Raw genomic sequence first — 19,928 nt, forward strand, 5'->3', positions numbered from 1 at the left:
CGCATAATCACGTCGCGGTGTGAAATTCGGGCATGCCGAAATTCGTCCCGGTGAGGAGTCGTGCAGTAGTGGTGTGCCGCGATGCGGCGGACGGCCGCCACAGAACCGTTACAGCTGTGTGGCAACTCGGGGAACAGTACACGAGGCCCCTGAGTGCTTCAAACCTGGGGCGGGCCCCGGATTTGCGGGGTAGCTTGGCCGCCATGACCCAGCATGCGCACGTACAGCAGTGGTGGCCCGCCTGACGGCGGCCGACCACAGCGCATGCACGACCACGGCCGCCGCCTCGGCGGCCGTTCGCGTTTCTCCCTCCCGCAGCCGGCCGTCGGGCCCGGTGGTCCGCGCGGCGCCGAACGGCGTCCGCGTACCGGACGGCAGGAGAGGACGACATGGCGAGGACGCGGATCTTCAGCGGGGTGAAGCCGACGGGGCATCTGACCCTGGGGAACTACCTGGGGGCGCTGCGGCAGTGGGCCGAGGTGGATCAGCACCGGGCGGACGCGCTGTTCTGTGTGGTGGATCTGCATGCGCTGACCGTGGCGCACGATCCGGCGCGGGTGCGGCGGCTGACCCGGCAGGCGGCGACGTTGTTGCTGGCCACGGGGTTGGATCCGGAGCGGTGCACGGTGTTCGTGCAGAGCCAGGTGGATGAGCACGCGCGGCTTTCGTACCTGATGGAGTGCACCGCATCCGACGGGGAGATGCGGCGGATGATCCAGTACAAGGAGAAGAAGGCGCAGGGCGGCGCGGAGGTGCGGCTGTCGTTGCTGACGTATCCGGCGTTGATGGCGGCGGACATCCTGGCGTACGGGACGGATGAGGTTCCGGTGGGTGAGGACCAGACGCAGCACGTGGAGCTGACGCGGGATCTGGCGGTGCGGTTCAACCAGCGGTACGGGCCGGTGTTCGTGGTGCCCCGGGCGACGCGCCCGCCGGTGGCGGCGCGGGTGAAGGACCTCCAGGAGCCCACGGCGAAGATGGGGAAGTCGCATGCGCGGACGGCCGGGATCGTCTATCTGCTGGACGAGGCGGAGACGGTGCGCAAGAAGGTGGGGCGGGCGGTGACGGATGCGTGTCCGGAGGTCGGGTACGACCCGGTGGAGCGGCCCGGGGTGGCGAATCTGCTGGAGATTCTGGCGGCGTGCACGGGAGAGCCGCCCGAGGCGCTGGCCGGGGCGTACGGCTCGTACGGGGCGTTGAAGAAGGACGTGGCGGAGGCGGTGGTGGAGCTGTTGCGGCCGGTGCGGGAGCGGCATGCGGAGCTGGCCGCGGATCCGGGGTACGTCGACGGTGTACTGCGGGGCGGGGCCGAGCGGGCGCGGGCGATGGCGCGGCCGCGGGTCGATGCGGCGTACCGGGCGGTGGGGTTGCTGCCGCCGGTGTGAGGCGGGATGGCCGTGCCCTGCGGGGCTGTGGGCTGGTCTCCCCTTACGGGCTCAGCTCTTGCCCGTAAGGCGCTCCCCTACGGGACCGGGGCGCAGGCCCCGAGCGGGCTCCCCTACGGGTCGTTGCCGGCCCGTAGGGGAGCCCCCTGGGGGAGGCTCAGCCGTTGCCCGAGGCGAGTTCGCGGCTGCGGTCGCGGGCGGCTTCGAGGGCGGCGAGGAGGGCGGCGCGGACGCCGTGGTTCTCCAGTTCGCGGATGGCGTTGATGGTGGTGCCGGCGGGTGAGGTGACGTTCTCGCGGAGTTTGACGGGGTGTTCGCCGCTGTCGCGGAGCATCACGGCGGCGCCGATCGCGGCCTGGACGATGAGGTCGTGGGCCTTGTCGCGGGGCAGGCCGAGGAGGATGCCGGCGTCGGTCATGGCCTCGACGAGGAAGTAGAAGTAGGCCGGGCCGGAGCCGGAGAGGGCGGTCGCGGCGTCCTGCTGGGACTCCGGGACGCGCAGGGTCTTGCCGACGCCCGCGAAGATCTCCTCGGCGCGGCGGAGGTGGTCGCCGGTGGCGTGGGTGCCCGCGGAGATGACGGACATGGCTTCGTCGACGAGGGCGGGGGTGTTGGTCATGACCCGGACGACCGGGGTGCCCGCGGCCAGCCGCTCTTCGAAGAAGGCGGTGGGGACGCCCGCGGCGCCGCTGATGACGAGGCGGTCGGCGGGGACGTGCGGGGCGAGTTCGGTCAGGAGGGCGCCCATGTCCTGCGGCTTGACCGTGAGGATCAGGGTGTCGGCGGCCGCGGCGGCCTCGGCGTTGGTGACCGCTTCGACGCCGTAGCGCTCGCGGAGTTGGGCGGCGCGCTCGGGGCGGCGGGCGGTGACCAGCAGGTCGGCGGGTGCCCAGCCGCCGCGGATCATGCCGCTGAGCAGGGCTTCGCCGATTTTTCCGGTGCCGAGTACGGCGACCTTCTGAGCCATGTTGCGCTTCACCTCGCCGGTGGTGGTGCCAGGGTGGGGTGCCGGTTTCCCGCCGGTCGCCCTGTCGGTTTCCCTTAGGGGCCCGGGCCGGGCGGGCGGTGGTGGCACGTCCTGGGGTTGCCTGATTGCGCGGCCATCCTCGCACTTGGGGGTGGGAGGCGGCGGGGGTGTTCCGGGGTGCGGACGGTGGGGTGGGGCCCGTAGGGGACGTGCCGGGGCGGCCGCGTGCGTGCCGGTCCCGTAGGGGATGCCCGGTGCCGCCGCCCCGTCCCCTTCGTCGCTCCTCACCGGTTCTGTCCCGTCCCGTACCGGAAAAGTCCGTAGGATCGACGGTTCGTGATCATGCGGGGCCGGACGGGGTGACCGGTGCGGTTTCGGCGCGGTGTGCCGCGTTCCGTTCTGTGTCTGGAGATTCATGAAGCGCCGGTCCCTTCGTTCCCGTCGCGCGGCCGGTGTCCCGTGCGCCGTGCTCGCCACCGTTCTGCTGGTGTCGTCCTGTACGCAGGGGGCGGCGGTCAAGGGGACGGCGGGGGCCGGCGGGGTCGGGGATCCGTTGTTTCCCTCGCTCGGGAACGGCGGGTACGACGTGCGGCATTACGGGCTGGATCTGGCGTACGACGTGGCGAAGAAGCGGCTTGAGGCGACGGCGCGGATCAGCGCCAAGGCGACGAAGGACCTCAGTGCGTTCCGGCTCGATCTTCAGGGGCTGCGGGTCACCTCCGTACGGGTCGACGGGGCGCCGGCCGGGTTCTCCCGTAAGGGACACAAGCTGACGGTGCGTCCGGCGGCGGGGCTGCGGAAGGGGAGCACGTTCCGGACGACCGTGGCGTACGACGGGGTGCCGCAGGAGATGACGGATGCGGACGGGGCGACGGAGGGCTGGGTGAAGACGGCGGACGGGGCGTTCGTTTCGGGGGAGCCCGCGGGGTCGATGACGTGGTTCCCGGGGAACAACCATCCGTCCGACAAGGCGACGTACGACTTCCGGATCACCGTGCCGCGCGGGTACACCGCGGTCGCGAACGGGGAGCTGCGGTCGAGCGTCACGTCCAAGGGCCGGACGACGTTCGCGTGGCACTCCGGGGAGCCGATGGCGACGTATCTGGCGACGGCGACGATCGGGCGGTTCGACGTGCATCAGTCGCGGACGGCGGACGGGCTGCCGCTGTACGTCGCGGTGGACCCGAAGGAGGCGGCGAGCAGCCGGAAGGCGCTCGACCGGTTGCCGGAGGTGCTGGCCTGGTCGCAGAAGCTGTTCGGGCCGTATCCGTTCGCGTCGGCCGGGGCGATCGTCGACCACACGCCGGAGCGGATCGACTGGTACGCGCTGGAGACGCAGACGAAGCCGGTGTACACGGGCGCTCCCGATACCCCGACGGTGGTGCACGAGACGGCGCATCAGTGGTTCGGGGACTCGGTGACGCCGCGGACCTGGGAGGACACGTGGCTGAACGAGGGTTTCGCGCAGTACGCGGAGTGGCTGTGGGAGGCGCACGAGGGCGGGCGCACGCCCCAGGAGCGGTTCGATGCGCTGTATGCGCTGGAGGATGACGACGAGGACGAGGCGGACGGCGATTCGTACGAGGAGTTGTGGGAGTTCCCGCCGGGGGATCCGGGGTCGGCGGAGAACGTGACGGAGACGCCGGTCTACGACCGGGGCGCGATGGTGCTCCAGCAGTTGCGGAACGCGGTCGGTGAGCAGGCGTTCTTCCGGATTCTGAAGGAGTGGCCGGCCGCCCATCGGCACGGGAACGCGGATTCCGAGGAATTCATCGACTTCTGTCAGGAGCGGACGGAGGTGGATCTGACGGATCTGTTCGACGACTGGCTCTACGGGGAGGGGCGGCCGGATTGGGAGTACTGAGCGGCCGGCCCTGGGCGGGGCGGGTGCGCGCCTCCGGGAGAGCGAGGCCCGCCCCGGGTCCAGCCGTGGGCGCGGCGGACGGCCGTGAGGTGGGTGGCGAGCGGGACGCGGCGGGTCCAGTGGAGCAGCCGGGGCGTGGGGCGCAGCTGGAGGGCGGCGAGGACGTCCGGGGCGGTTCCGGCGGCGGCTCGTGTGCCGTGGGGTGCGCCTTCCTGGGGCGGTCCCCGTACGGGTCGGGCTGCCTTGCCCTTACGGGTGCAGGGGCCGGGCCTGCCTTCTCCCCCACGGGGTGGTCCGGGCTCCGGCCCGTCGCCTCGCCCGTACGTCTACGGGATGCCCTTACGGGGCACGCGTGCCGGCCGCGCCCCGGGAAGGCGCGGCCGCTATTTCCGCTTCCCCTTGGGGGACTTCGCGTTCGGTCCGTTCTTCGTGCGCTTCGCCGCCGGGTTGCCCGTACGGGCCGTGCGGCGGCGTTCGTGGCGGGAGCGGGCGGCGGCGTACTCGGCGCGGTGCAGCTTCTCGCCGGGGGCCTCGATCAGGCTGCGGCAGAAGTAGGCGAACAGCGAGCCGAGGAAGCCGATCAGCAGAAGGCTCTGTGCGGAGCGGTCGGCGGCGCTCGCCGAGGACGGGTCGGGGCGGCGGACGAACCCGTCCCAGGTACGCCGGAACGCGAGCGCGCTGCAGACCGCGAAACCGGCGACGACCAGCACCGTCACCAGCGGGCCGACCTCGCCGATCGCCAGGCCCTGGAACGCGAACCGCAGCACGACGGCACCGGCCAGGGTGGCCAGCAGGGAGCCGGCGGCGACGGCGATGCGGCGCAGCGCGTAGCCGCGGTCGTGGTGGAGCCAGCAGGTGCCGAAGAAGCGGATCGGCTCCGGCGCGGGCCCGCCGTCGGCCGGGCCGGTGCCGGGTCCGCGCTCCGGGCCGCCGGGGGTCGTCCGCTCGTCGCTCATACCTCGATTATCGCCGCCCGCCCGGAGCGCCGCGGAACCGCGGGTCCCCTGGGGGACGTGCCCCGGAGCGCCCCTCGGAGCGCCCGGCTCACGCCCCGTACGGGCAACGGGCGAGCGGGCCCGGCATCACGAGGTGCACTGCGGTGCCACGAAGCCGCTGCTGCCCGTCCGTACGTAGCTGTCGGAGACGTAGCCGCCGCCCCCGATCGCGTCCCAGATGTCGGAGACGCCCGTCGGGCCGGAGACGCGCTGGCCGTGGCGCTGGCAGCGGATCTGGACGTACGAGCCGGCCGGGAGCTGCCGGACGACCGGGGTGGCGGTGCTGGGGCCCTGGCGGACGTTGACGCGGTAGCCGGGGACCAAGGGATAGGACTTCGCGGCTGCGGCGAGGGCCTCGACGTCGCCCGTAATGGCACCCGAAAGATCCTGGATGTCGCTCATTCGTGTACTCCCCCGTGGAGCGCGCGGTCGCGCGCGGTGGTGCGCCGTACCCGGGTGGCAGGCGCCTGTGCACCGGGCACGCTAGCAAGCCCCGTACGTCTCGTACGCGCCATCGACTAGGCTCCGCGCGTACCCCTGCGCCCTGTGGACGCGGGGTTCGGCACGGCGAAGGACACGGGGGTGGACGATGTCGCCGCTGCGGGATACCGGCGTGGAGCCGGAAGCGGAACATCCGGGATATGCGGGGCAGTACCGGCTGGAATCGCGGCTGGGCGCGGGTGGGATGGGCGAGGTGCACCTCGCCCGTTCGCCGTCGGGGCTGCCGCTCGCGGTCAAGGTCATTCATGCGCAGTTCGCGCAGGATCCGGAGTTCCGGGGGCGGTTCCGGCAGGAGGTGGCGGCCGCCCGGCGGGTCAGCGGGGCGTTCACCGCGCCGGTCGTGGACGCGGACCCGGACGCCGACCGGCCGTGGATGGCGACGCTGCACATCTCCGGGCCGACCCTCGCCGAGCAGGTGAAGCGGAACGGGCCGCTGCCGCCCGGTGAGGTGCGGGCGCTGGCCTGCGGCCTCGCCGAGGCGCTGCGCGACATCCACCGCGCCGGGGTGGTGCACCGCGATCTGAAGCCGAGCAACGTCCTGTTGGCGGCGGACGGGCCGAAGGTCATCGACTTCGGGATCTCGCGGCCGTCCGACAGCGAGATGCGCACCGAGACCGGAAAACTCATCGGGACGCCGCCGTTCATGGCGCCCGAGCAGTTCCAGCGTCCGCGTGAGGTGGGTCCGCAGGCGGACGTCTTCGCGCTGGGGTCGGTGCTGGTGCATGCCGCGACGGGCCGGGGGCCGTTCGACTCGGACAGCCCGTACCTGGTCGCGTACCAGGTGGTGCACGACGAGGCCGATCTGGACGGTGTGCCCGAGGAGTTGACGCCGTTGATCGCCGCCTGTCTGGCGAAGGATCCGGCGGACCGGCCGACGCCGCGCGCCCTGATGGACCGGCTGCGGACGGACCTGCCGACCGAGATCCATCTCGACCTGTGGGAGCGGCTGGCCGAGGACGGCCCGTCCGACACCCCGGTGGGTCTCGCGGCCGCACCGCGCATTCCAGGGCAGGCGGGGCCGCCCGACGGTTCGCTCGTTCCGGGGAATGCGGGGGCGCAGGCACGGGCTGCCGTTCCAAAGTGGCCCGCCGCGGATGCGCCGTCCGCGGAGGTGACGCACGTACGGGATGCGCTGCGGGAGGTGACGGAGGGGGAATCCGGCGCCGGGCCGGAGGCCACGTTCCAGGGTGGAACGGAGCCCGCTGCCGGGCCCGGGGCCGCGTTCCAGGATGGAACGGGGCCCGGTACCAGGCCCGCAGACGCGTTCCGGGCTGGAACGAAACCGGATGCCGAGGCTCCGTCCCGCCCCTCGAACGGCGCCTCCGGGAAGGCGCGGCGGCCGCGCCGTCGGCTCCTCGTCTGGGCCGCCGCCGCGCTCGCCACCACGCTGACCGGCGGTTTCGTCATCGCCTACGCCGCGTCCGGCGGGGAGGCGCCGCGCCGTCCCGCGCCGTCCCCCACCGCCGCGTTCCACCCCTGGCGTACGACGTTGCTGCCGCGTCCCGCCGGACACGAGGCCGAGATGCCGGCCTGTACGGCGGGGAGCGGCGGGGCCGTGTTCTGTGCGCAGCGCGGGGTGACCGCCGCCCGGCTCGATCCGGCGACCGGCAAGGTGGTGTGGCGCCGTGCCGCGCCGCCGCCGGGGAAGACGGACACCGCGCCGCCCGCGCCGCAGCTCTCCGGCGGCCTGCTCTACGTCACCTCCGCCGACCGCACCGAGCTGAGCGCCCTCGACCCGTCCGCCGCCGGCGGGGGCCGCACCCGTTGGTCCATCGACCTCACCGCCTACCAGGGCGGCGCCGCCCTCACCGGGAACACCGTCCTGCTGACCGCCGCCGACGGCACCGTCACCGCCCTCGACAGCGCCACCCACCGCACCCGCTGGCGCCGCACGTTCGCCGGGCACGCGCTGCCCTCGTTCCGGACGTACGGGGCGGACACCCGTACCGCGTACGCCGCCGAGAACAGCGCCGACGGCACCGCCACGCAGGTCACCGCCATCGACCCGGCGTCCGGCGACGTCCGCTGGCGGGCGCGGCTGCCCGGCATGCTGACCGTCGCCGGAGCGGGCGCCTCCGGGTCGCTCTATCTCACCGCCGGCGAGCCGCAGCTCGCCTCCCGGACCACCGCCGTCGTCCGCTACGACCCGCACGCCCGGCGCAGCCACCGGTTCCCGCTCGCCGCCCCGCTGGACGGCGTCCTCGCGACGGTGCGCGGCGAGACGGCGTATCTGCTGGCCGAGGGCGGTGCGCTCCAGGCCGTCGGGGCGCGGACGTGGGATGTCGAGACCTCCGTGGCGCGCGGTTCCACGCCCGTCGTCACGGCCGGCGACCGGCTGTACTTCTCCTCCGCCGACGGCCGTCTCCTCGCCCTCGACGCCCGCAACGGCGATCTGACCGGCCAGACCCCGCCGCGCCTCAAGGCCACCCGGCACAACGGTTTCCTGGAGACCGTGCCCGCTCCCGCGCCGCACGGCGACCGGGTCTACGGGGCGTCCCCGGACGGCACGGTCCTCGCCGCGACGGCGAAGGACCCGGCCATCTGGTGACCGGGCCCTGGGCCGCCGCCGCGGGGTCAGCCGTGGCGGTGCGGGGTCACGGCTTGTGGAACGTGGCGGTCTTGCCGTCGTTGCCGCTGTCGAACCAGCCGGTCATGCCCCAGTTGCCCCAGCCGCGGTCGCCGAGCGCCGGCCCCGTCCCCCGGGACGGACGAACCGCAGTTACCGCAGCCCGCATCCCGTACGGAGACCAGGACGGCCACCCTCCGCGGCCATGCCAACGCGATGCCGTACCTCGATGTGTTCCAAGGGCGTTCCGGCGACGGCACCGCCGTCACCACCTACGAAGGGACCGGTGAACACACCGGCCGCAACCAGTGGTGGACGCTCCACTCCTACGACGACGGCACCGTCGCCCTGGAGTCGGCCCAGACGCCCGGCAAGGTTCTCGATCTGGACCGGAACCACAGAGGGTGAGCCCGTGATGACGGGCCCTGCGAGCAGGGGAACGTGTGGCAGGAGTGGGCTCTCGGCAACGGCCCGAGTGCGGAGCTTCCTTGAGCGACGGCGGAGGGCCCGGTGGAGAGCCGGAAAACGGGCAAGGAACTCGCCAAACTGACTGCTATTGTCGCAGGTTCGTCTCTTTCGGATCGATACGAGGACTTCGCATGAGTGTGCCCGCTCCGCCCGGAGACCAGCAGCCCGACGGCAGACCCGAGGGCGCCGAGCGCGATCCCTGGGCACCGCCGCCGCCCGGGGCGGAACCGATCGAGCAGGCGCCCTACCCGATGGCGGCTCCGTGGGGCGCGCCGCAGCCCCGTAACGGCATGGGCATCAGCGCGCTGGTGCTCGGCGTCACCGGTGTCGTGCTCGCCCTCTTCGTCGTGCTGTTCTGGCTGGCGTGGCTGCCCGCGGTGCTGGCCCTGATATTCGGCGGCGTCGGCGTCTCACAGGCACGCAAGGGCGTGGCGACGAACCGTGGCATGGCGCTGGCCGGTGTGTTCCTGGGCGCCGTCGGACTGCTGATCGCCGCGGCGAGCGGGGTCCTGGCGGTGGTGGTCGTGGACAAGGCGGTCGACCACGCGCGGGCCGAGGTCAAGGAGATCAGGGCCTCCGACCGGGCGTCCAAGAAGGCGGAGGCGGCGGCGGAGAAGGCCCGCCATCTGGCGTTCGGGGAGGCGTACACCTTCTCCGACGGGCTGAAGGTCACGGTCGACAGGCCGGTGCCGTTCACGCCGGACGCGTTCGCCAACGGGCACGCCGAGGGCAACAAGGCCATCGAGGTCACCGTCACCGTGGTCAACACGGGCGACGAGCGGGTGCGGGTCAAGACCGGGCTGCCGGACGTCAGCGATGCGGACGGTGCGTCGGCGGAGCTGGTGATCGACGGCAGCGGGCGGCAGAAGGTCATCGACGGCTACGTCCTGCCGGGGCGGAAGGCGGCCGGCAGGTACGCGTTCTCGCTGCCGCCGAAGGCCGCCGGGAAGGCGGAGGTCGCGTTCAGCCCGGACGCGATGCAGTCGGACGACGCGTACTGGAGCGGGAGCCTGGGGCACTGACGCCCCGTGGGGGACGTATCCCGTAGGGGACGCAGGCCCAGCCCTGCCCGTAAGGGGCTCGTCCTCTACGGGCAGGGCCGGGCCCCGGGAAGCGGGGGCGGGCTCAGCGGAAGAGGGTGCCGGTCTGCTCGCCGATGGCCTGCTTGCGGCGGAAGTAGTCGTTGATGATCGTGCGGTAGAGGTCGGCGTCGGGGCGGGCCCAGTTGCGCATCAGCTCGCAGCCGAAGGCGAGCGAGGTGATCGGCCGGGCGCCGGCCTGTGTCATCCGTGCGATGGCGGTGGCGTGGGTGACCGGGGAGACGCCGCCGACCGCGTCGATCACCGGGTAGACCTCGAAGCCCTCGCGGAGCATGTCCAGGGTGGGGAAGGCGAGGCAGACCTCGGTCCACAGCCCGGCCATGACGATCTTCCGGCGGCCGGTCACCCGGACGGCGGCGCGGAAATCGGCGTCCTCCCAGGAGTTGACCCCGGTGCGGTCGATCTCCGGGACGCCGGGCAGCTCCGCGGTCAGCTCGGGGACCGTGGGTTCGTTGACGCCCATCCCGACGGCGACGGTGCTCAGCACGGTCGGGATCGCGTAGGCGCGGGCCAGTTTGGCCAGGGTGACGGCGCCGAGATCGATCTCCTCGCGGCTCGCCGAGCCGATGGTGGCGTACTGGCCCTCCTGGTAGTCGATGAGGACGACGGCGCAGTTGTCCGGGGTGAGCAGCGGGTCGGCGGCCGGGTCCCGGACCGGCTCGGGGTCCGTTTTGCGGCGTGCGGCATCGGCGGTCATGGGCGTCCCCCTTTCCTCCCCCAGCCTCTCAGGGTCCGGGCGCACCCGCTCGGGGGCGGCTGCTCACCCGGCCCCGGGGAGCGGGTGGTCGCGGCCGTGGCCCGTCAGCCCTTGGCCCAGGCGGGCCAGACGAAGTCGTCACCGGGGTAGCCGGGCGCCGCCGGGTACCAGGCGGCGAAGAACGGCTTCAGGTCCCTGCCGGAATGCCGTTCCAGGGAGGTCCGGAACGCGTCCCAGGCGGTGGGGCGGCCGGCGTGGGCGGGCAGCCAGCCCTTCAGGGCGCGGTCGAACGCCGCGTCCCCGACCAGCCGCCGGAGCGCGTACATGCTCACCTCACCGACGGTGTACACACTGGCGCGTTCCCACTGGATGTTCTTCACCCGTTCCCGGTACTTCGCGACGAGGTCCGCATCCCGGAACTTCTCCTGCCAGGCCCATTGCAGATAGGTGGGGATGGCCTCCTCCACCTTGTCGTCCTGGGCCGGGATGGCTTCCAGCCAGGTGTGGGCCAGCTCGTGGACCAGGACATCCTGGGTGATGGGACGTGTTTCCGTGCCGTCCGCGTATTCCATGGCCATGGAAATCGTGTTCCAGCCGGTCACGTTCGGTGTGTACGCGTCCTTGAAGTCCAGGAACGAGACGGTCAGGCTCTTGTGGCGGTACTTCCCGAACAGGCCCGCCTCCCAGGTGGCCGCTTCTGTCAGGGGCTCTGCCAGTTTCCGGGCACGCTCCGCGGCGCCGTCGCCGTGGACGAGGTGCACGGGGGTGCCGTCCGCCAGCTCCGTGTCTGCCTCGGTCCACTTGTCGCCGACGCCGAACTGCACGGAGGAGACCGGCATCGGGTCCGGGTTGTCCCACTCGTAGACCTTGCGGTCGCCGTCCTTCCCGGGGGCGCGGGACGGGCCGTTGGAGACGGCGGTCCAGCCGTCGGGGACGCGGGCCCGGAGGTGGACGGCCGAGCGGTCGGTGGCGTCGGTGTTGGCCGGGAAGAGGACGCCGGTGCTGTTGAGCGCGAGGTAGTGGCCGCCGTCCTTGGTCGGGGCCCAGGTCGGGTTCGCCTCGTCCGGGGCGTCGAGGATGTGGTTCGGATCGCCCACGTAGGTGACGCGCACCGTGTGCTTGCCCGGGGCGAGCGGGGCCTTCGGCTTCACGTGCAGGGTGCTCCTGTCGGCGGAGACCGTGGCGGCGGTTCCGTCGACCTGCACGGAGCGAGCGGGGAGTTGGAGCTTGAGGTCGAAGGCGTCCTGCCGGTCCTGGACGACGAGGTCCAAGGTGGCCTCCCCGGAGAGGGTGTCCCCGGCGGGGTCGTAATCGAGCCGGACATCGTAGGAGCCGACGCGGTATCCGGACGCGGCCGGGCCCGCCGCCGGGGCCGTTCCCGTGCCCGGGGCCGCTACCGACGCCGAGGCCGTTGCCGCAACTCCCAGGGCGGAGAGGAGGGTTGCCGCCGTCACGGCGCTGACACAGAGATTCTTCCGGGCGCTCATGGCCCCGACCCTAGGAAGGCGGTGTGCCCGGGGGATGCGTGGCAGATGATGCTTCCGTGACGGCGCCGCCGTGCAGCTGTGCGGCCCGGCGCGGGCCGCCCGGCCGGGGCGCTCAGGGCAGGTCCCGTACGGGTCCGCCCCGTAGGGCGCAGGACGACCCTTGAGGGGCTGTCGCCCCGGCCCGCGGTCTCTCCATACTGGCGGCGACGACAGGAGAGACCATGGCATCCACTGTCCCGAGCCCCTACTCCAGCGCCGTCCACTGGCCCGTGGGGGAGGCGACCCTGACGGCCCTCAGCGACGGGTTCTTCGCCGCCGATCTGGCGACCGTCCTTCCACGGTTCGACACCGGGGAGGCGGCGCGCCTCCAGAAGGCGTCGCACCGGCCGGAGTGCGCCGCCCTCACCCACACCATGTATCTCCTCCGCGGGCCGCGCCACCGACCCGCGCTGATCGACGCGGGCATGGGGCACGGCTGGGGCCCCACGCTGGGCCACCTGCCGCATGCACTGGCCGGGACCGGCGTACGGCCCGAGGAGATCGGGACCGTCCTGCTCACCCATCTTCATCTGGACCACGCCGGTGGGCTCGTCACCGCCGACGGCTCCCCGCTCTTCCCGCACGCCGAAGTCGTGCTCTGCACCGAGGAGCTGGCGTACTGGCTGCCGGACGGCGTCGGCGCGCCCGTACCGGAGCCCGCCGAGGGGCTGCCGCCGTGGGCGCCGGAGATCACCCGCGCCGGTGCGGCCCGCGCCCTGGCGCCGTACCGGGACCGGATCCGGACGTTCACCGGTGAGCACTCCGTCCTGCCGGGCCTCACGGCGTTCCCGCTGCCCGGCCACACACCGGGCCACTGCGGCTACCGGCTCACCGGCGGCGGCCGGACCGTCCTCCTCGTCGGCGATCTGCTGCACCTGCCGGCCGTCCAGGCACCGCGCCCCGACGCCACCGTCGTCTTCGACGTCGACGCCCCGGCCGCGGCCCGCACCCGGAAGGCGGTGCTGCGCGGCGCGGCGGCGGACGGCGCGCTGCTCGCGGGCGCGCACACGGAGTACCCGGGCCTGAGCCGGGTGGAACGGCACGGGACGGGATACCGGCTCGTCCCCGAGCTGTGGATCAGCGCGATGGTGGCGGAGGCGGGGCCGTGAGGGACGGCAGGGACCCGTAGGGGGCGGGCGGTTCCCTTACGGGTTGCCGCTCCCGTAAGGGATCACCGCTCCGGCAGATGGATCACCGGGAAGCTGCCCGTGGCCGTCGGGGCGTTCTCCGGGAGCCAGAGGATGGCGACGGCGCCGGTCGAGCCGTCGCCCAGTTCGTCGGCGTTGCGGAAGGTGAGGCGGGCGCCGAGGACCCGGGCCTGACCTGCGGCGATGGTCAGGCCGAGGCCGTGGCCACGGCCGGCGCGGTCGCTGCTGCCGGTACGGAACCGGCTCGGGCCCTCCTTCAGCAGCGCCTCCGGGAAGCCCTTGCCGTGGTCGCGGACGCGGATGATGCGGCCCTCGACCGTGACGTCGATCGGCGGTTTGCCGTGCCGGGCGGCGTTGGCGATGAGGTTGCCGAGGATGCGTTCCAGGCGGCGCGGGTCGGTGGTGACCTCCGCGTCCCGGACGATCTCGACGCCCACATCGGCGTTGAGGGCCCGCACCCGGCGGGCGACGAACTCGCCGAGCGCCACGTCCTGGAGCTCGGCGCGCTCCGCGTAGCCGTCGAGGCGCGCCACCTCCAGCACGTCCTCGACGAGGGTGCGCAGCACCTGCGCCCGGTCGCGTACCAGCTCCGAGGGGCGGCCCGGGGGCAGCAGTTCGGCGGCGGTGAGCAGACCGGTGACGGGGGTGCGCAGTTCGTGGGCGATGTCGGCGGTGACCCGGCGCTCCGCCTCGATGCGCTGCTGGAGCGCGTCGTTCATCGCGTCGACCGCCCAGGCCAGGTCGTCCGTCTCGTCCCGGATGCGGCCGCCGACCTCGTCCCGGATACGGACCGAGGTGTCGCCGTCGGCGAGCTTCCCGGCGGCGGCCGCGGCCTTCCGCAGCCGCTGCGAGAGCCGGCCGCCGACCAGGACACCGAGCGCGCAGCCGCCGACGACGACCGCGGTCGAGCCGACGACCAGCGCCTGGTCGAGGTCGTCGAGGACCTTGAAGCGGTCGTAGTAGCGGCCGTGCATCGACAGGACCCGGCCGCCGCCGAGCGGGGAGGCGGCCCACACCTCGGGGGCGGCCTCGCCGTTGTCCTGGAGGTAGGTGGCGCGGGTGTTGGTGAGGACTTCCTTGCGCAGCTCCGCGGGGATCGCCGGGTCGTCAATCTTGGCGCTGAACAGCAGCTGGCCGGTCGACTCGTAGATCCGCTGGGTGGAGTTCAGCCGCTCGATCTGGACGTCACGGCTGTTGTCGAGCATCGAGGCGCGCGCCGCGTTGTGCACGACGAGGCTCAGCGCCACCGCCACCAGCGCGCCGACCAGCGCGATGGCGGCACTGAGCTTCCACCTCAGCCCCGTCCGCAGGGGGAGCCTCAACACCTGGCGCGTCAGCCTCTCAGCTTGTAGCCGAAGCCGCGGACCGTCTCGATGCGGTCCTGTCCGATCTTGCCGCGCAGCCGCTGGACGTGGACGTCGACGACGCGGGTGTCGCCGCCCCAGCCGTAGTCCCACACCCGCTCCAGCAGGCGGTCGCGGGTCAGGACGGTGCCGGGGGCGTCGGAGAACTCCAGCAGCAGGCGCATCTCGGTCGGCGTCAGCGCGACCGGCTCGCCGCCCTTGCGGACCTCCATGCCCTCGGTGTCGACCTCCAGGTCCCCGAAGCGGAGTATCGCCTCGGCGGGCCCGGCGTCGGCGCCGGACGCCTGGCCTCCGCTGCGTGCGTCCGGGCCGCTGGCGTGGCCGAACCGGCGCAGCACCGCGCGGATGCGGGCGACGAGGACGGCGCCGTCGAACGGCTTGGTGACGTAGTCGTCGGCGCCGGCCTCCAGACCGAGGACGACGTCGATGGAGTCGGCGCGCGCGGACAGCATGATCACGGGGACGGTGGACTCGTCCCGGATGCGGCGGCAGAGGCTGACGCCGTCCAGGCCCGGGACCATCACGTCGAGGAGCGCGATGTCCGGTCGGTCGGCGCGGAACGCCTCCAGACCGGCGAGGCCGTCGGGCATCGCCGTGACGACGAAGCCGTCGCGTTCCAGGGCGAGTTGGGTGGCCTCGCGGATGACGTCGTCGTCCTCGACGAAGAGCACATGGGTGTCGGCCATGCCGTTGTCTCAACCCTCCGATGTGTCGTCGTCTCCGGGCCCGGGGCCGTCGACGGTGGCCTTGCTGTAGTCCGTGTGGTAGCGGTCCAGCTCCGTGAAACGGTCGTGGGACCAGCGGTAGGTGGTCACGTCCTCACCGGACGGGCAGCACACCGCGTCGCCGGTGTCGTAGGTCTGCTTGGAGACCTCCAGGTCCCCTTTGTCGACCCCGGCGGAGACGGACGGCTGCTCATCGCTGAACACGTTGTCATACCCGCCGCCGCCCGCGGCGCTCTTGCGGTAGACGTAGGCGCCGATACCGATGGAATCCGCGCAGGTCATGACGTTGACGATGACGTCGGGAGCCTTGCCGCCGGTGACTGAGGCGTACGTCACCTCGACCGGGTAGGCGTCCGCGACGCAGGGCTTGGCGAGGGTCCGCTTCACCTCGCCGCTGACCTTCGCGTCGCTCTTCAGCAGCGCCACCGCGTCGATCTTCTTCAGCGAGGCGCCGGTGGTGGGCGTGGGGTCGGTGGAGGGGGCGTGGCCGGGGGCCGGGGCGGTGCTGGTCGGCGTGCCCTCGCTGCGGACGCCCTCGCTGCCGGGGTGGCAGCCCGCGAGCAGCAGACCGAGCGCGGCCACCCCCGCCGTGGCCGCGCCTCCTGTGGTCAACCCGCCCGTGGTCAACCTGTTCCTGGTCAATCCGCTCCTGCTCACCGTGGTGTTCGCACGGCCGCCGTTCCTGATGCCGTACCGGTCAGGCCGCGCACCGGTCCCGCTCCGTCTCGCCACGCTCCAGCATGCGCGCGTCGATGTCACGGTCGGCCAGCTCCTGGCGGAGCCGGGCCAGGGCCCGGTGCAGCGTGCTCTTGACGGTACCTGTCGACATGCCGAGCGCGGCAGCCGTCTCCTCGGTGCTCATCTGCTCCCAGTGTCGCAGCACGACGACGCTGCGCTGCTTGGGTGCGAGCACCCCGAGGATGTCCATCAGGAGGGCGCGGTCGGCGCGCTGCTCGGTGCCGTCGTCGACGCTGGCGTCGGGCAGCTGCTCGGTGGGCACCTCTTCCAGCTTCCGCGCCCGCCACCACTCGGTACGGGTGTTGATCATGACGCGGCGGAGGTAGGCGTCGGCCAGCGACTTGTCCGCGATGCCGTCCCAGCGGCCGTACGTGCGCACCAGCGCCGTCTGCAGGAGGTCCTGGGCGTCCACGGGGTCCGGCACCAGCCGCCGGGCGCTGCGCAGCAGGGCCTCCTGCCGCGTCCGTACGTACTCCTCGAAGTCCAGTACCTTGCCGCCGCTGGTCGCCATCCCGACGCCTCCGCTCCGCTTGCGAATCCCCACGTTGACCGTGCCGGTGGTCATCTCCGGCACGAGGAGGACGCTACGGAGGGGGTGTTGCGGCGCAATGTGCGTCGGCACCACAGGCAGTGCACGGAAATCCGTCGGTTGTGTAACAGCGGGCCGGGGGTCCTACCAGGGACGGACGGCGGGTCCGAAATGCGTCATCCTCCGGACGGACGGGGGCCTCCGGAGGTACGAACGGGCCGGGACGGCGGGGGCGAGAGCCGGGATGCGGTGCCTGCGGCGACCGGGGTGCGGCGAGCCGTTCCGGAACGGTGCGGGGCCGTCCCGGGAACGGTGGCCGGACGTCCCTGGAACGCGTCCCGGTCACGGCGCCCCTGGAACGTGTCCCGGGAACGCGTTCCGGAACGGCGGAGGGACGCGCCCCGGGACGCGTCCCTCCGTCCGGCCGATCCGGCGACCGGATCAGATGGCCGTCAGGTGCGCGGCAGGCGGTAACGGCCGCCGGGCAGCGGTTCGACGAGACCGTCGGAGACCAGGCCGTCCAGCGCGCGGGCCCGCTGCACCGGCTCGTCCCACACCGCGTCCAGCGCCGCCTGCGGCACCGGCGCCAGCGCCTCCCGCAGCACGGCGAGGAGCTTGCCGCGGACCTGCCGGTCGGTGCCGACGTACGTCTGGGTGCGGCGGGCCGGGCCCTCGTGGGGCGGCGAGCCCGCCAGCTTCCAGGCGCACCGGGTGGCGATCGGGCAGCGCCCGCACTCCGGGCCGCGCGCCGTGCACACCAGTGCGCCCAGCTCCATCGTGGCCGCCGCCCACTTCGCGGCGATCCGCTCGTCGTCCGGCAGCAGCGCCCGCGCGAGCTTGCGCTCGGCGGCGGTGGTGGCGTTCGGCGGGAACTGGCGGCCCGTGACGGCGCGGGCGAAGACCCGCCGCACATTGGTGTCCAGCACCGCGTGCCGCTGCCCGTACGCGAAGGAGGCGACGGCGGCGGCGGTGTACTCGCCGACCCCGGGCAGCGCCAGCAGCTGGCCGTGCTCGCGCGGGACGTCCCCGCCGTGGCGTTCCTGTATGGCCAGCGCGGCGGCGTGCAGGCGCAGTGCGCGGCGCGGGTAGCCGAGCCGGCCCCAGGCGCGGACCGCCTCGCCGGGCGCCTCGGCGGCCAGGTCGGCGGGGCGCGGCCAGCGGGCCAGCCACTGTTCGTAGACCGGCAGCACGCGGCTGACCGGTGTCTGCTGGAGCATGAACTCGCTGACCATCACGCCCCAGGCGCCCGCCTCGGGGCGGCGCCAGGGCAGGTCGCGGGCGTGTGCGTCGAACCAGTCGGTGACGGGGGCGTGGAGCTGGGACCCGTCGGGCCCCTCCGAGGCCGGTACGGCGGCGGAGGGCAGGGAGGCGGCGGAGGGCGGGACCGTGGGGGTGGTGGCGGGGATGGAAGTCATGGCCCGACGATCCTGGCACGGGCGCCCCCGGCCAGGAAACGCGCCGGGCCCGCACCACCGCACGCCCACCCGCACGCGGGAGGCTCGGTACGTACGGGTGGCGGCTTACCGGGGGTAGGGGGCGGCCGCCGGACCGGGGCGCGGGACCGATTTCCGGGTGCGGCCCCTGGGGGTGGCGGCCCGGCCGTGCGGGGTCCGGTCCGTGCGCGGGTGCGGCTCCCCCGGGCGTGCCCCCGCCCGGGGACGGCCCGGCCGGGGCGGCAGAGTGGAGGGGGCGGGCGGCGAGCGCCGTCCGGCCGGTGCGGCACCAGGATCAGGAGACGGCGACGATGACCACGTACGAGGCGGACGGGCCCGAGGGCGGGGCACCCGGGGACGGCAGGCCCGGCGGCGCGGGCCCGGGGGCGGGCGGCGGGGCCGCGGCGGCCGGGTCCCGGGACTGCCCGGCCGAGATCCGGCAGGCACTGGCCGCCCATACGACGCTGACGCTCGCCTACGCGGACGACGAGGGGCCGCAGGCGTGCGCGGTGCTCTACGCGCCGGGCGGGGACGCCGCCGCGCCCCTGCTGTACTTCGTCACCGCGCACTCCACCCGGCACGGGCGGGCGCTGGCCCGGCCCGGCGCCCGGGTGGCGTTCACGGCGCAGCGCGACGGTCAGGAGTGGAGCGGGCTCACCGGGCTCCAGGGGCGCGGCGGGTGCCGGGAGCTGACCGGCGCCGCGCGGGCGGCGGGCTGGGACGCGTACACCGGCCGGTTCCCGTTCGTCGCCGGGGACGCACGGCTGCGCGCGGCCCTGGAACGGACCGCGCTGTGGGAGCTGCGCCCCGACTGGCTGCGCCTGATCGACAACGGCCGGGGCTTCGGCCACAAACAGGAGTGGCGGCCGTAGCGCCCCTCCGCCGGCCCGCACATACAGGAGTGGCGGCCCCAGGGCCCCTGGCCCTGTGCCGCCACTCGGTGCTCTCCCCCGCTGCGCCGGTCAGCCGGCCGCGTGCGACCCCCGGCGCGCCTCGACCAGCGGCTTCAGCGGTCCGGTGCGCAGCTTGCTCACCAGCGCGGTCATCGGACCGGCCAGCGCCAGCACGCAGACCGCCGCGATCACGGCGCCGAAGAGCAGTCCGGCGGCGACGTCGTGCGGGTAGTGCACGCCGACGAAGACCCGGGAGAAGCCGGTCAGCAGCGCCACCGGCACCGCGAGCCAGGCCGCCGCCCGCCAGGCGAGGAAGATCCCGACGGCGAGGGAGGCGGCGATCACCGAGTGGTTGCTCGGGAAGGACCAGTCCCCCTCGGGCGGACAGGTGGCGATCGACGCGGCGGCGTGCGCCACCGCCCGGCACGGCCGCTCCTCCTGGACGAAGCTCTTGAGGATCTCGCTCAGGAGGTAGGCGACGGCCGTGCCCACCGGCACCAGCACGGCCAGCGCGACCGCACGCGGTTCGAGGCGCCGCGCCCGCCACCAGCCGAGGACGGCCACCGCCATCAGGAGCAGGATCCCGCCTTCGGTACCGGCATCGGCGAAGGAATGGACCCACCCAGGGGTGCCGTGCGCGAAGTCGGTGACATCGCGATAGAGGTCGGTGCTGTTCATGAGGGCAGACGGTACGTAATGCCGGGCCCTTAGCGCATCTGGCCTACGGCTCCGGGACCCTCCGGCCAACGCGGGGCGCCCGTCCGGTGACCGTTCGGGAACGGTGCAGGACGGGACGGCCCCGGGACGCGCGGGACGGTGCGGGGGCACGGCCCGTTCCATGGCGCGGTCTGCCCCCATACGGGGGCGGAACCCTGGAACGGCGGGGAAACGCCCCGGAATGCCCTGGTCAGCCCCCTGGAACGGCCCCCGGGGGCGTCCCGGCCGTCCGCCCCCGGGACGTCCACGGAACGCTTCCGGGACGCCCCCGGCGGCGTACCGTTCCCGCTTCCCGTCCCGCCACCGGAACGA

19 protein-coding genes are annotated in these 19,928 nt (G+C 73.6%); 7 read left to right on the forward strand and 12 right to left on the reverse strand.

Going from position 1 to position 19,928, the window contains the following annotated elements; genetic code table 11:
• Nucleotides 1–389: 389 nt before the first annotated feature.
• Entirely contained in the window at nt 390–1,385 is a 996-nt protein-coding gene (trpS, locus tag ACZ4U4_RS00005; protein WP_467867670.1) for a tryptophan--tRNA ligase, read from the forward strand.
• Between the two features lie 157 nt (nt 1,386–1,542).
• Here trpS and proC read toward each other — a convergent pair whose 3' ends face one another.
• A complete protein-coding gene (gene proC, locus ACZ4U4_RS00010) occupies nt 1,543–2,352 on the reverse strand; it encodes a pyrroline-5-carboxylate reductase (protein WP_467867672.1) in 810 nt (269 codons plus the stop codon).
• A gap of 415 nt (nt 2,353–2,767) precedes the next feature.
• Between proC and ACZ4U4_RS00015 the strand changes: the two genes are divergently transcribed.
• Nucleotides 2,768–4,216, forward strand: a complete 1,449-nt coding sequence (locus ACZ4U4_RS00015; protein ID WP_467867674.1) for a M1 family metallopeptidase — start codon at nt 2,768–2,770, stop codon at nt 4,214–4,216.
• 383 nt (nt 4,217–4,599) lie between these two features.
• On the opposite strand, the gene ACZ4U4_RS00020 is transcribed toward ACZ4U4_RS00015, so the two are convergent.
• Together ACZ4U4_RS00020 and ACZ4U4_RS00025 are read right to left on the reverse strand one after the other, a co-directional pair.
• On the reverse strand, nt 4,600–5,172 hold the full coding sequence (locus tag ACZ4U4_RS00020) for a hypothetical protein (RefSeq protein ID WP_467867676.1): 573 nt from the start codon (nt 5,170–5,172) through the stop codon (nt 4,600–4,602).
• 126 nt (nt 5,173–5,298) lie between these two features.
• Nucleotides 5,299–5,613, reverse strand: coding sequence for an SH3 domain-containing protein (locus tag ACZ4U4_RS00025; protein ID WP_467867678.1), 315 nt, complete (start codon nt 5,611–5,613; stop codon nt 5,299–5,301).
• 187 nt (nt 5,614–5,800) lie between these two features.
• Between ACZ4U4_RS00025 and ACZ4U4_RS00030 the strand changes: the two genes are divergently transcribed.
• Nucleotides 5,801–8,260 (forward strand): serine/threonine-protein kinase, encoded by a 2,460-nt coding sequence (locus ACZ4U4_RS00030; protein ID WP_467867680.1) that lies wholly within the window; start codon nt 5,801–5,803, stop codon nt 8,258–8,260.
• A gap of 46 nt (nt 8,261–8,306) precedes the next feature.
• Here the strand turns inward: ACZ4U4_RS00030 and ACZ4U4_RS00035 are convergent, their stop codons facing one another.
• Nucleotides 8,307–8,447, reverse strand: a complete 141-nt coding sequence (locus ACZ4U4_RS00035) for a hypothetical protein (RefSeq protein WP_467867682.1) — start codon at nt 8,445–8,447, stop codon at nt 8,307–8,309.
• Between the two features lie 47 nt (nt 8,448–8,494).
• On the opposite strand from ACZ4U4_RS00035, the gene ACZ4U4_RS00040 reads away from it, so the two are divergent.
• Nucleotides 8,495–8,686 (forward strand): RICIN domain-containing protein, encoded by a 192-nt coding sequence (locus ACZ4U4_RS00040; RefSeq protein ID WP_467867684.1) that lies wholly within the window; start codon nt 8,495–8,497, stop codon nt 8,684–8,686.
• A gap of 191 nt (nt 8,687–8,877) precedes the next feature.
• Nucleotides 8,878–9,768, forward strand: a complete 891-nt coding sequence (locus ACZ4U4_RS00045; protein ID WP_467867686.1) for a DUF4190 domain-containing protein — start codon at nt 8,878–8,880, stop codon at nt 9,766–9,768.
• A gap of 103 nt (nt 9,769–9,871) precedes the next feature.
• On the opposite strand, the gene ACZ4U4_RS00050 is transcribed toward ACZ4U4_RS00045, so the two are convergent.
• Nucleotides 9,872–10,543, reverse strand: a complete 672-nt coding sequence (locus ACZ4U4_RS00050; RefSeq protein WP_467867688.1) for a hydrolase — start codon at nt 10,541–10,543, stop codon at nt 9,872–9,874.
• Between the two features lie 104 nt (nt 10,544–10,647).
• Nucleotides 10,648–12,030, reverse strand: coding sequence for a gluzincin family metallopeptidase (locus ACZ4U4_RS00055; protein ID WP_467867690.1), 1,383 nt, complete (start codon nt 12,028–12,030; stop codon nt 10,648–10,650).
• Nucleotides 12,031–12,251: 221 nt separating this feature from the next.
• Between ACZ4U4_RS00055 and ACZ4U4_RS00060 the strand changes: the two genes are divergently transcribed.
• Nucleotides 12,252–13,178, forward strand: a complete 927-nt coding sequence (locus tag ACZ4U4_RS00060; RefSeq protein WP_467867692.1) for an MBL fold metallo-hydrolase — start codon at nt 12,252–12,254, stop codon at nt 13,176–13,178.
• 62 nt (nt 13,179–13,240) lie between these two features.
• On the opposite strand, the gene cseC is transcribed toward ACZ4U4_RS00060, so the two are convergent.
• The 5 genes from cseC to ACZ4U4_RS00085 all read right to left on the reverse strand — a co-directional run bounded on the left by cseC (nt 13,241) and on the right by ACZ4U4_RS00085 (nt 17,988).
• Nucleotides 13,241–14,542 carry a two-component system sensor histidine kinase CseC gene (gene cseC, locus ACZ4U4_RS00065; protein WP_467867694.1) on the reverse strand — a complete coding sequence of 434 codons (1,302 nt, stop codon included), beginning with the start codon at nt 14,540–14,542 and terminating at the stop codon, nt 13,241–13,243.
• Nucleotides 14,543–14,550: 8 nt separating this feature from the next.
• Entirely contained in the window at nt 14,551–15,267 is a 717-nt protein-coding gene (gene cseB, locus ACZ4U4_RS00070; RefSeq protein ID WP_030288712.1) for a two-component system response regulator CseB, read from the reverse strand.
• A 9-nt stretch (nt 15,268–15,276) separates the two neighbouring features.
• A complete protein-coding gene (locus ACZ4U4_RS00075; RefSeq protein ID WP_467867696.1) occupies nt 15,277–15,948 on the reverse strand; it encodes a hypothetical protein in 672 nt (223 codons plus the stop codon).
• A 55-nt stretch (nt 15,949–16,003) separates the two neighbouring features.
• Nucleotides 16,004–16,609, reverse strand: a complete 606-nt coding sequence (locus ACZ4U4_RS00080; protein ID WP_078654326.1) for a SigE family RNA polymerase sigma factor — start codon at nt 16,607–16,609, stop codon at nt 16,004–16,006.
• A 416-nt stretch (nt 16,610–17,025) separates the two neighbouring features.
• On the reverse strand, nt 17,026–17,988 hold the full coding sequence (locus ACZ4U4_RS00085; protein ID WP_467867698.1) for an HhH-GPD family protein: 963 nt from the start codon (nt 17,986–17,988) through the stop codon (nt 17,026–17,028).
• Between the two features lie 329 nt (nt 17,989–18,317).
• Between ACZ4U4_RS00085 and ACZ4U4_RS00090 the strand changes: the two genes are divergently transcribed.
• Entirely contained in the window at nt 18,318–18,878 is a 561-nt protein-coding gene (locus ACZ4U4_RS00090; RefSeq protein WP_467867700.1) for a pyridoxamine 5'-phosphate oxidase, read from the forward strand.
• A gap of 90 nt (nt 18,879–18,968) precedes the next feature.
• Here the strand turns inward: ACZ4U4_RS00090 and ACZ4U4_RS00095 are convergent, their stop codons facing one another.
• Nucleotides 18,969–19,577 carry a phosphatase PAP2 family protein gene (locus ACZ4U4_RS00095; RefSeq protein ID WP_467867702.1) on the reverse strand — a complete coding sequence of 203 codons (609 nt, stop codon included), beginning with the start codon at nt 19,575–19,577 and terminating at the stop codon, nt 18,969–18,971.
• Between the last annotated feature and the right edge of the window lie 351 nt (nt 19,578–19,928).

This window comes from Streptomyces sp. NPDC029159 (genome assembly GCF_055564055.1).

Bases quoted from the DNA above. Each gene is read 5' to 3' on its own strand.
- ACZ4U4_RS00050 (WP_467867688.1), bottom strand. From the start codon at position 10,543: ATGACCGCCGATGCCGCACGCCGCAAAACGGACCCCGAGCCGGTCCGG.
- ACZ4U4_RS00035 (WP_467867682.1), bottom strand. From the start codon at position 8,447: ATGCGGGCTGCGGTAACTGCGGTTCGTCCGTCCCGGGGGACGGGGCCG.
- trpS (WP_467867670.1), top strand. From the start codon at position 390: ATGGCGAGGACGCGGATCTTCAGCGGGGTGAAGCCGACGGGGCATCTG.
- ACZ4U4_RS00020 (WP_467867676.1), bottom strand. From the start codon at position 5,172: ATGAGCGACGAGCGGACGACCCCCGGCGGCCCGGAGCGCGGACCCGGC.
- ACZ4U4_RS00025 (WP_467867678.1), bottom strand. From the start codon at position 5,613: ATGAGCGACATCCAGGATCTTTCGGGTGCCATTACGGGCGACGTCGAG.
- cseB (WP_030288712.1), bottom strand. From the start codon at position 15,267: ATGGCCGACACCCATGTGCTCTTCGTCGAGGACGACGACGTCATCCGC.
- proC (WP_467867672.1), bottom strand. From the start codon at position 2,352: ATGGCTCAGAAGGTCGCCGTACTCGGCACCGGAAAAATCGGCGAAGCC.
- ACZ4U4_RS00085 (WP_467867698.1), bottom strand. From the start codon at position 17,988: ATGACTTCCATCCCCGCCACCACCCCCACGGTCCCGCCCTCCGCCGCC.
- ACZ4U4_RS00060 (WP_467867692.1), top strand. From the start codon at position 12,252: ATGGCATCCACTGTCCCGAGCCCCTACTCCAGCGCCGTCCACTGGCCC.
- ACZ4U4_RS00045 (WP_467867686.1), top strand. From the start codon at position 8,878: ATGAGTGTGCCCGCTCCGCCCGGAGACCAGCAGCCCGACGGCAGACCC.
- ACZ4U4_RS00030 (WP_467867680.1), top strand. From the start codon at position 5,801: ATGTCGCCGCTGCGGGATACCGGCGTGGAGCCGGAAGCGGAACATCCG.
- ACZ4U4_RS00040 (WP_467867684.1), top strand. From the start codon at position 8,495: ATGCCGTACCTCGATGTGTTCCAAGGGCGTTCCGGCGACGGCACCGCC.
- ACZ4U4_RS00090 (WP_467867700.1), top strand. From the start codon at position 18,318: ATGACCACGTACGAGGCGGACGGGCCCGAGGGCGGGGCACCCGGGGAC.
- ACZ4U4_RS00015 (WP_467867674.1), top strand. From the start codon at position 2,768: ATGAAGCGCCGGTCCCTTCGTTCCCGTCGCGCGGCCGGTGTCCCGTGC.
- ACZ4U4_RS00095 (WP_467867702.1), bottom strand. From the start codon at position 19,577: ATGAACAGCACCGACCTCTATCGCGATGTCACCGACTTCGCGCACGGC.
- ACZ4U4_RS00080 (WP_078654326.1), bottom strand. From the start codon at position 16,609: ATGACCACCGGCACGGTCAACGTGGGGATTCGCAAGCGGAGCGGAGGC.
- ACZ4U4_RS00055 (WP_467867690.1), bottom strand. From the start codon at position 12,030: ATGAGCGCCCGGAAGAATCTCTGTGTCAGCGCCGTGACGGCGGCAACC.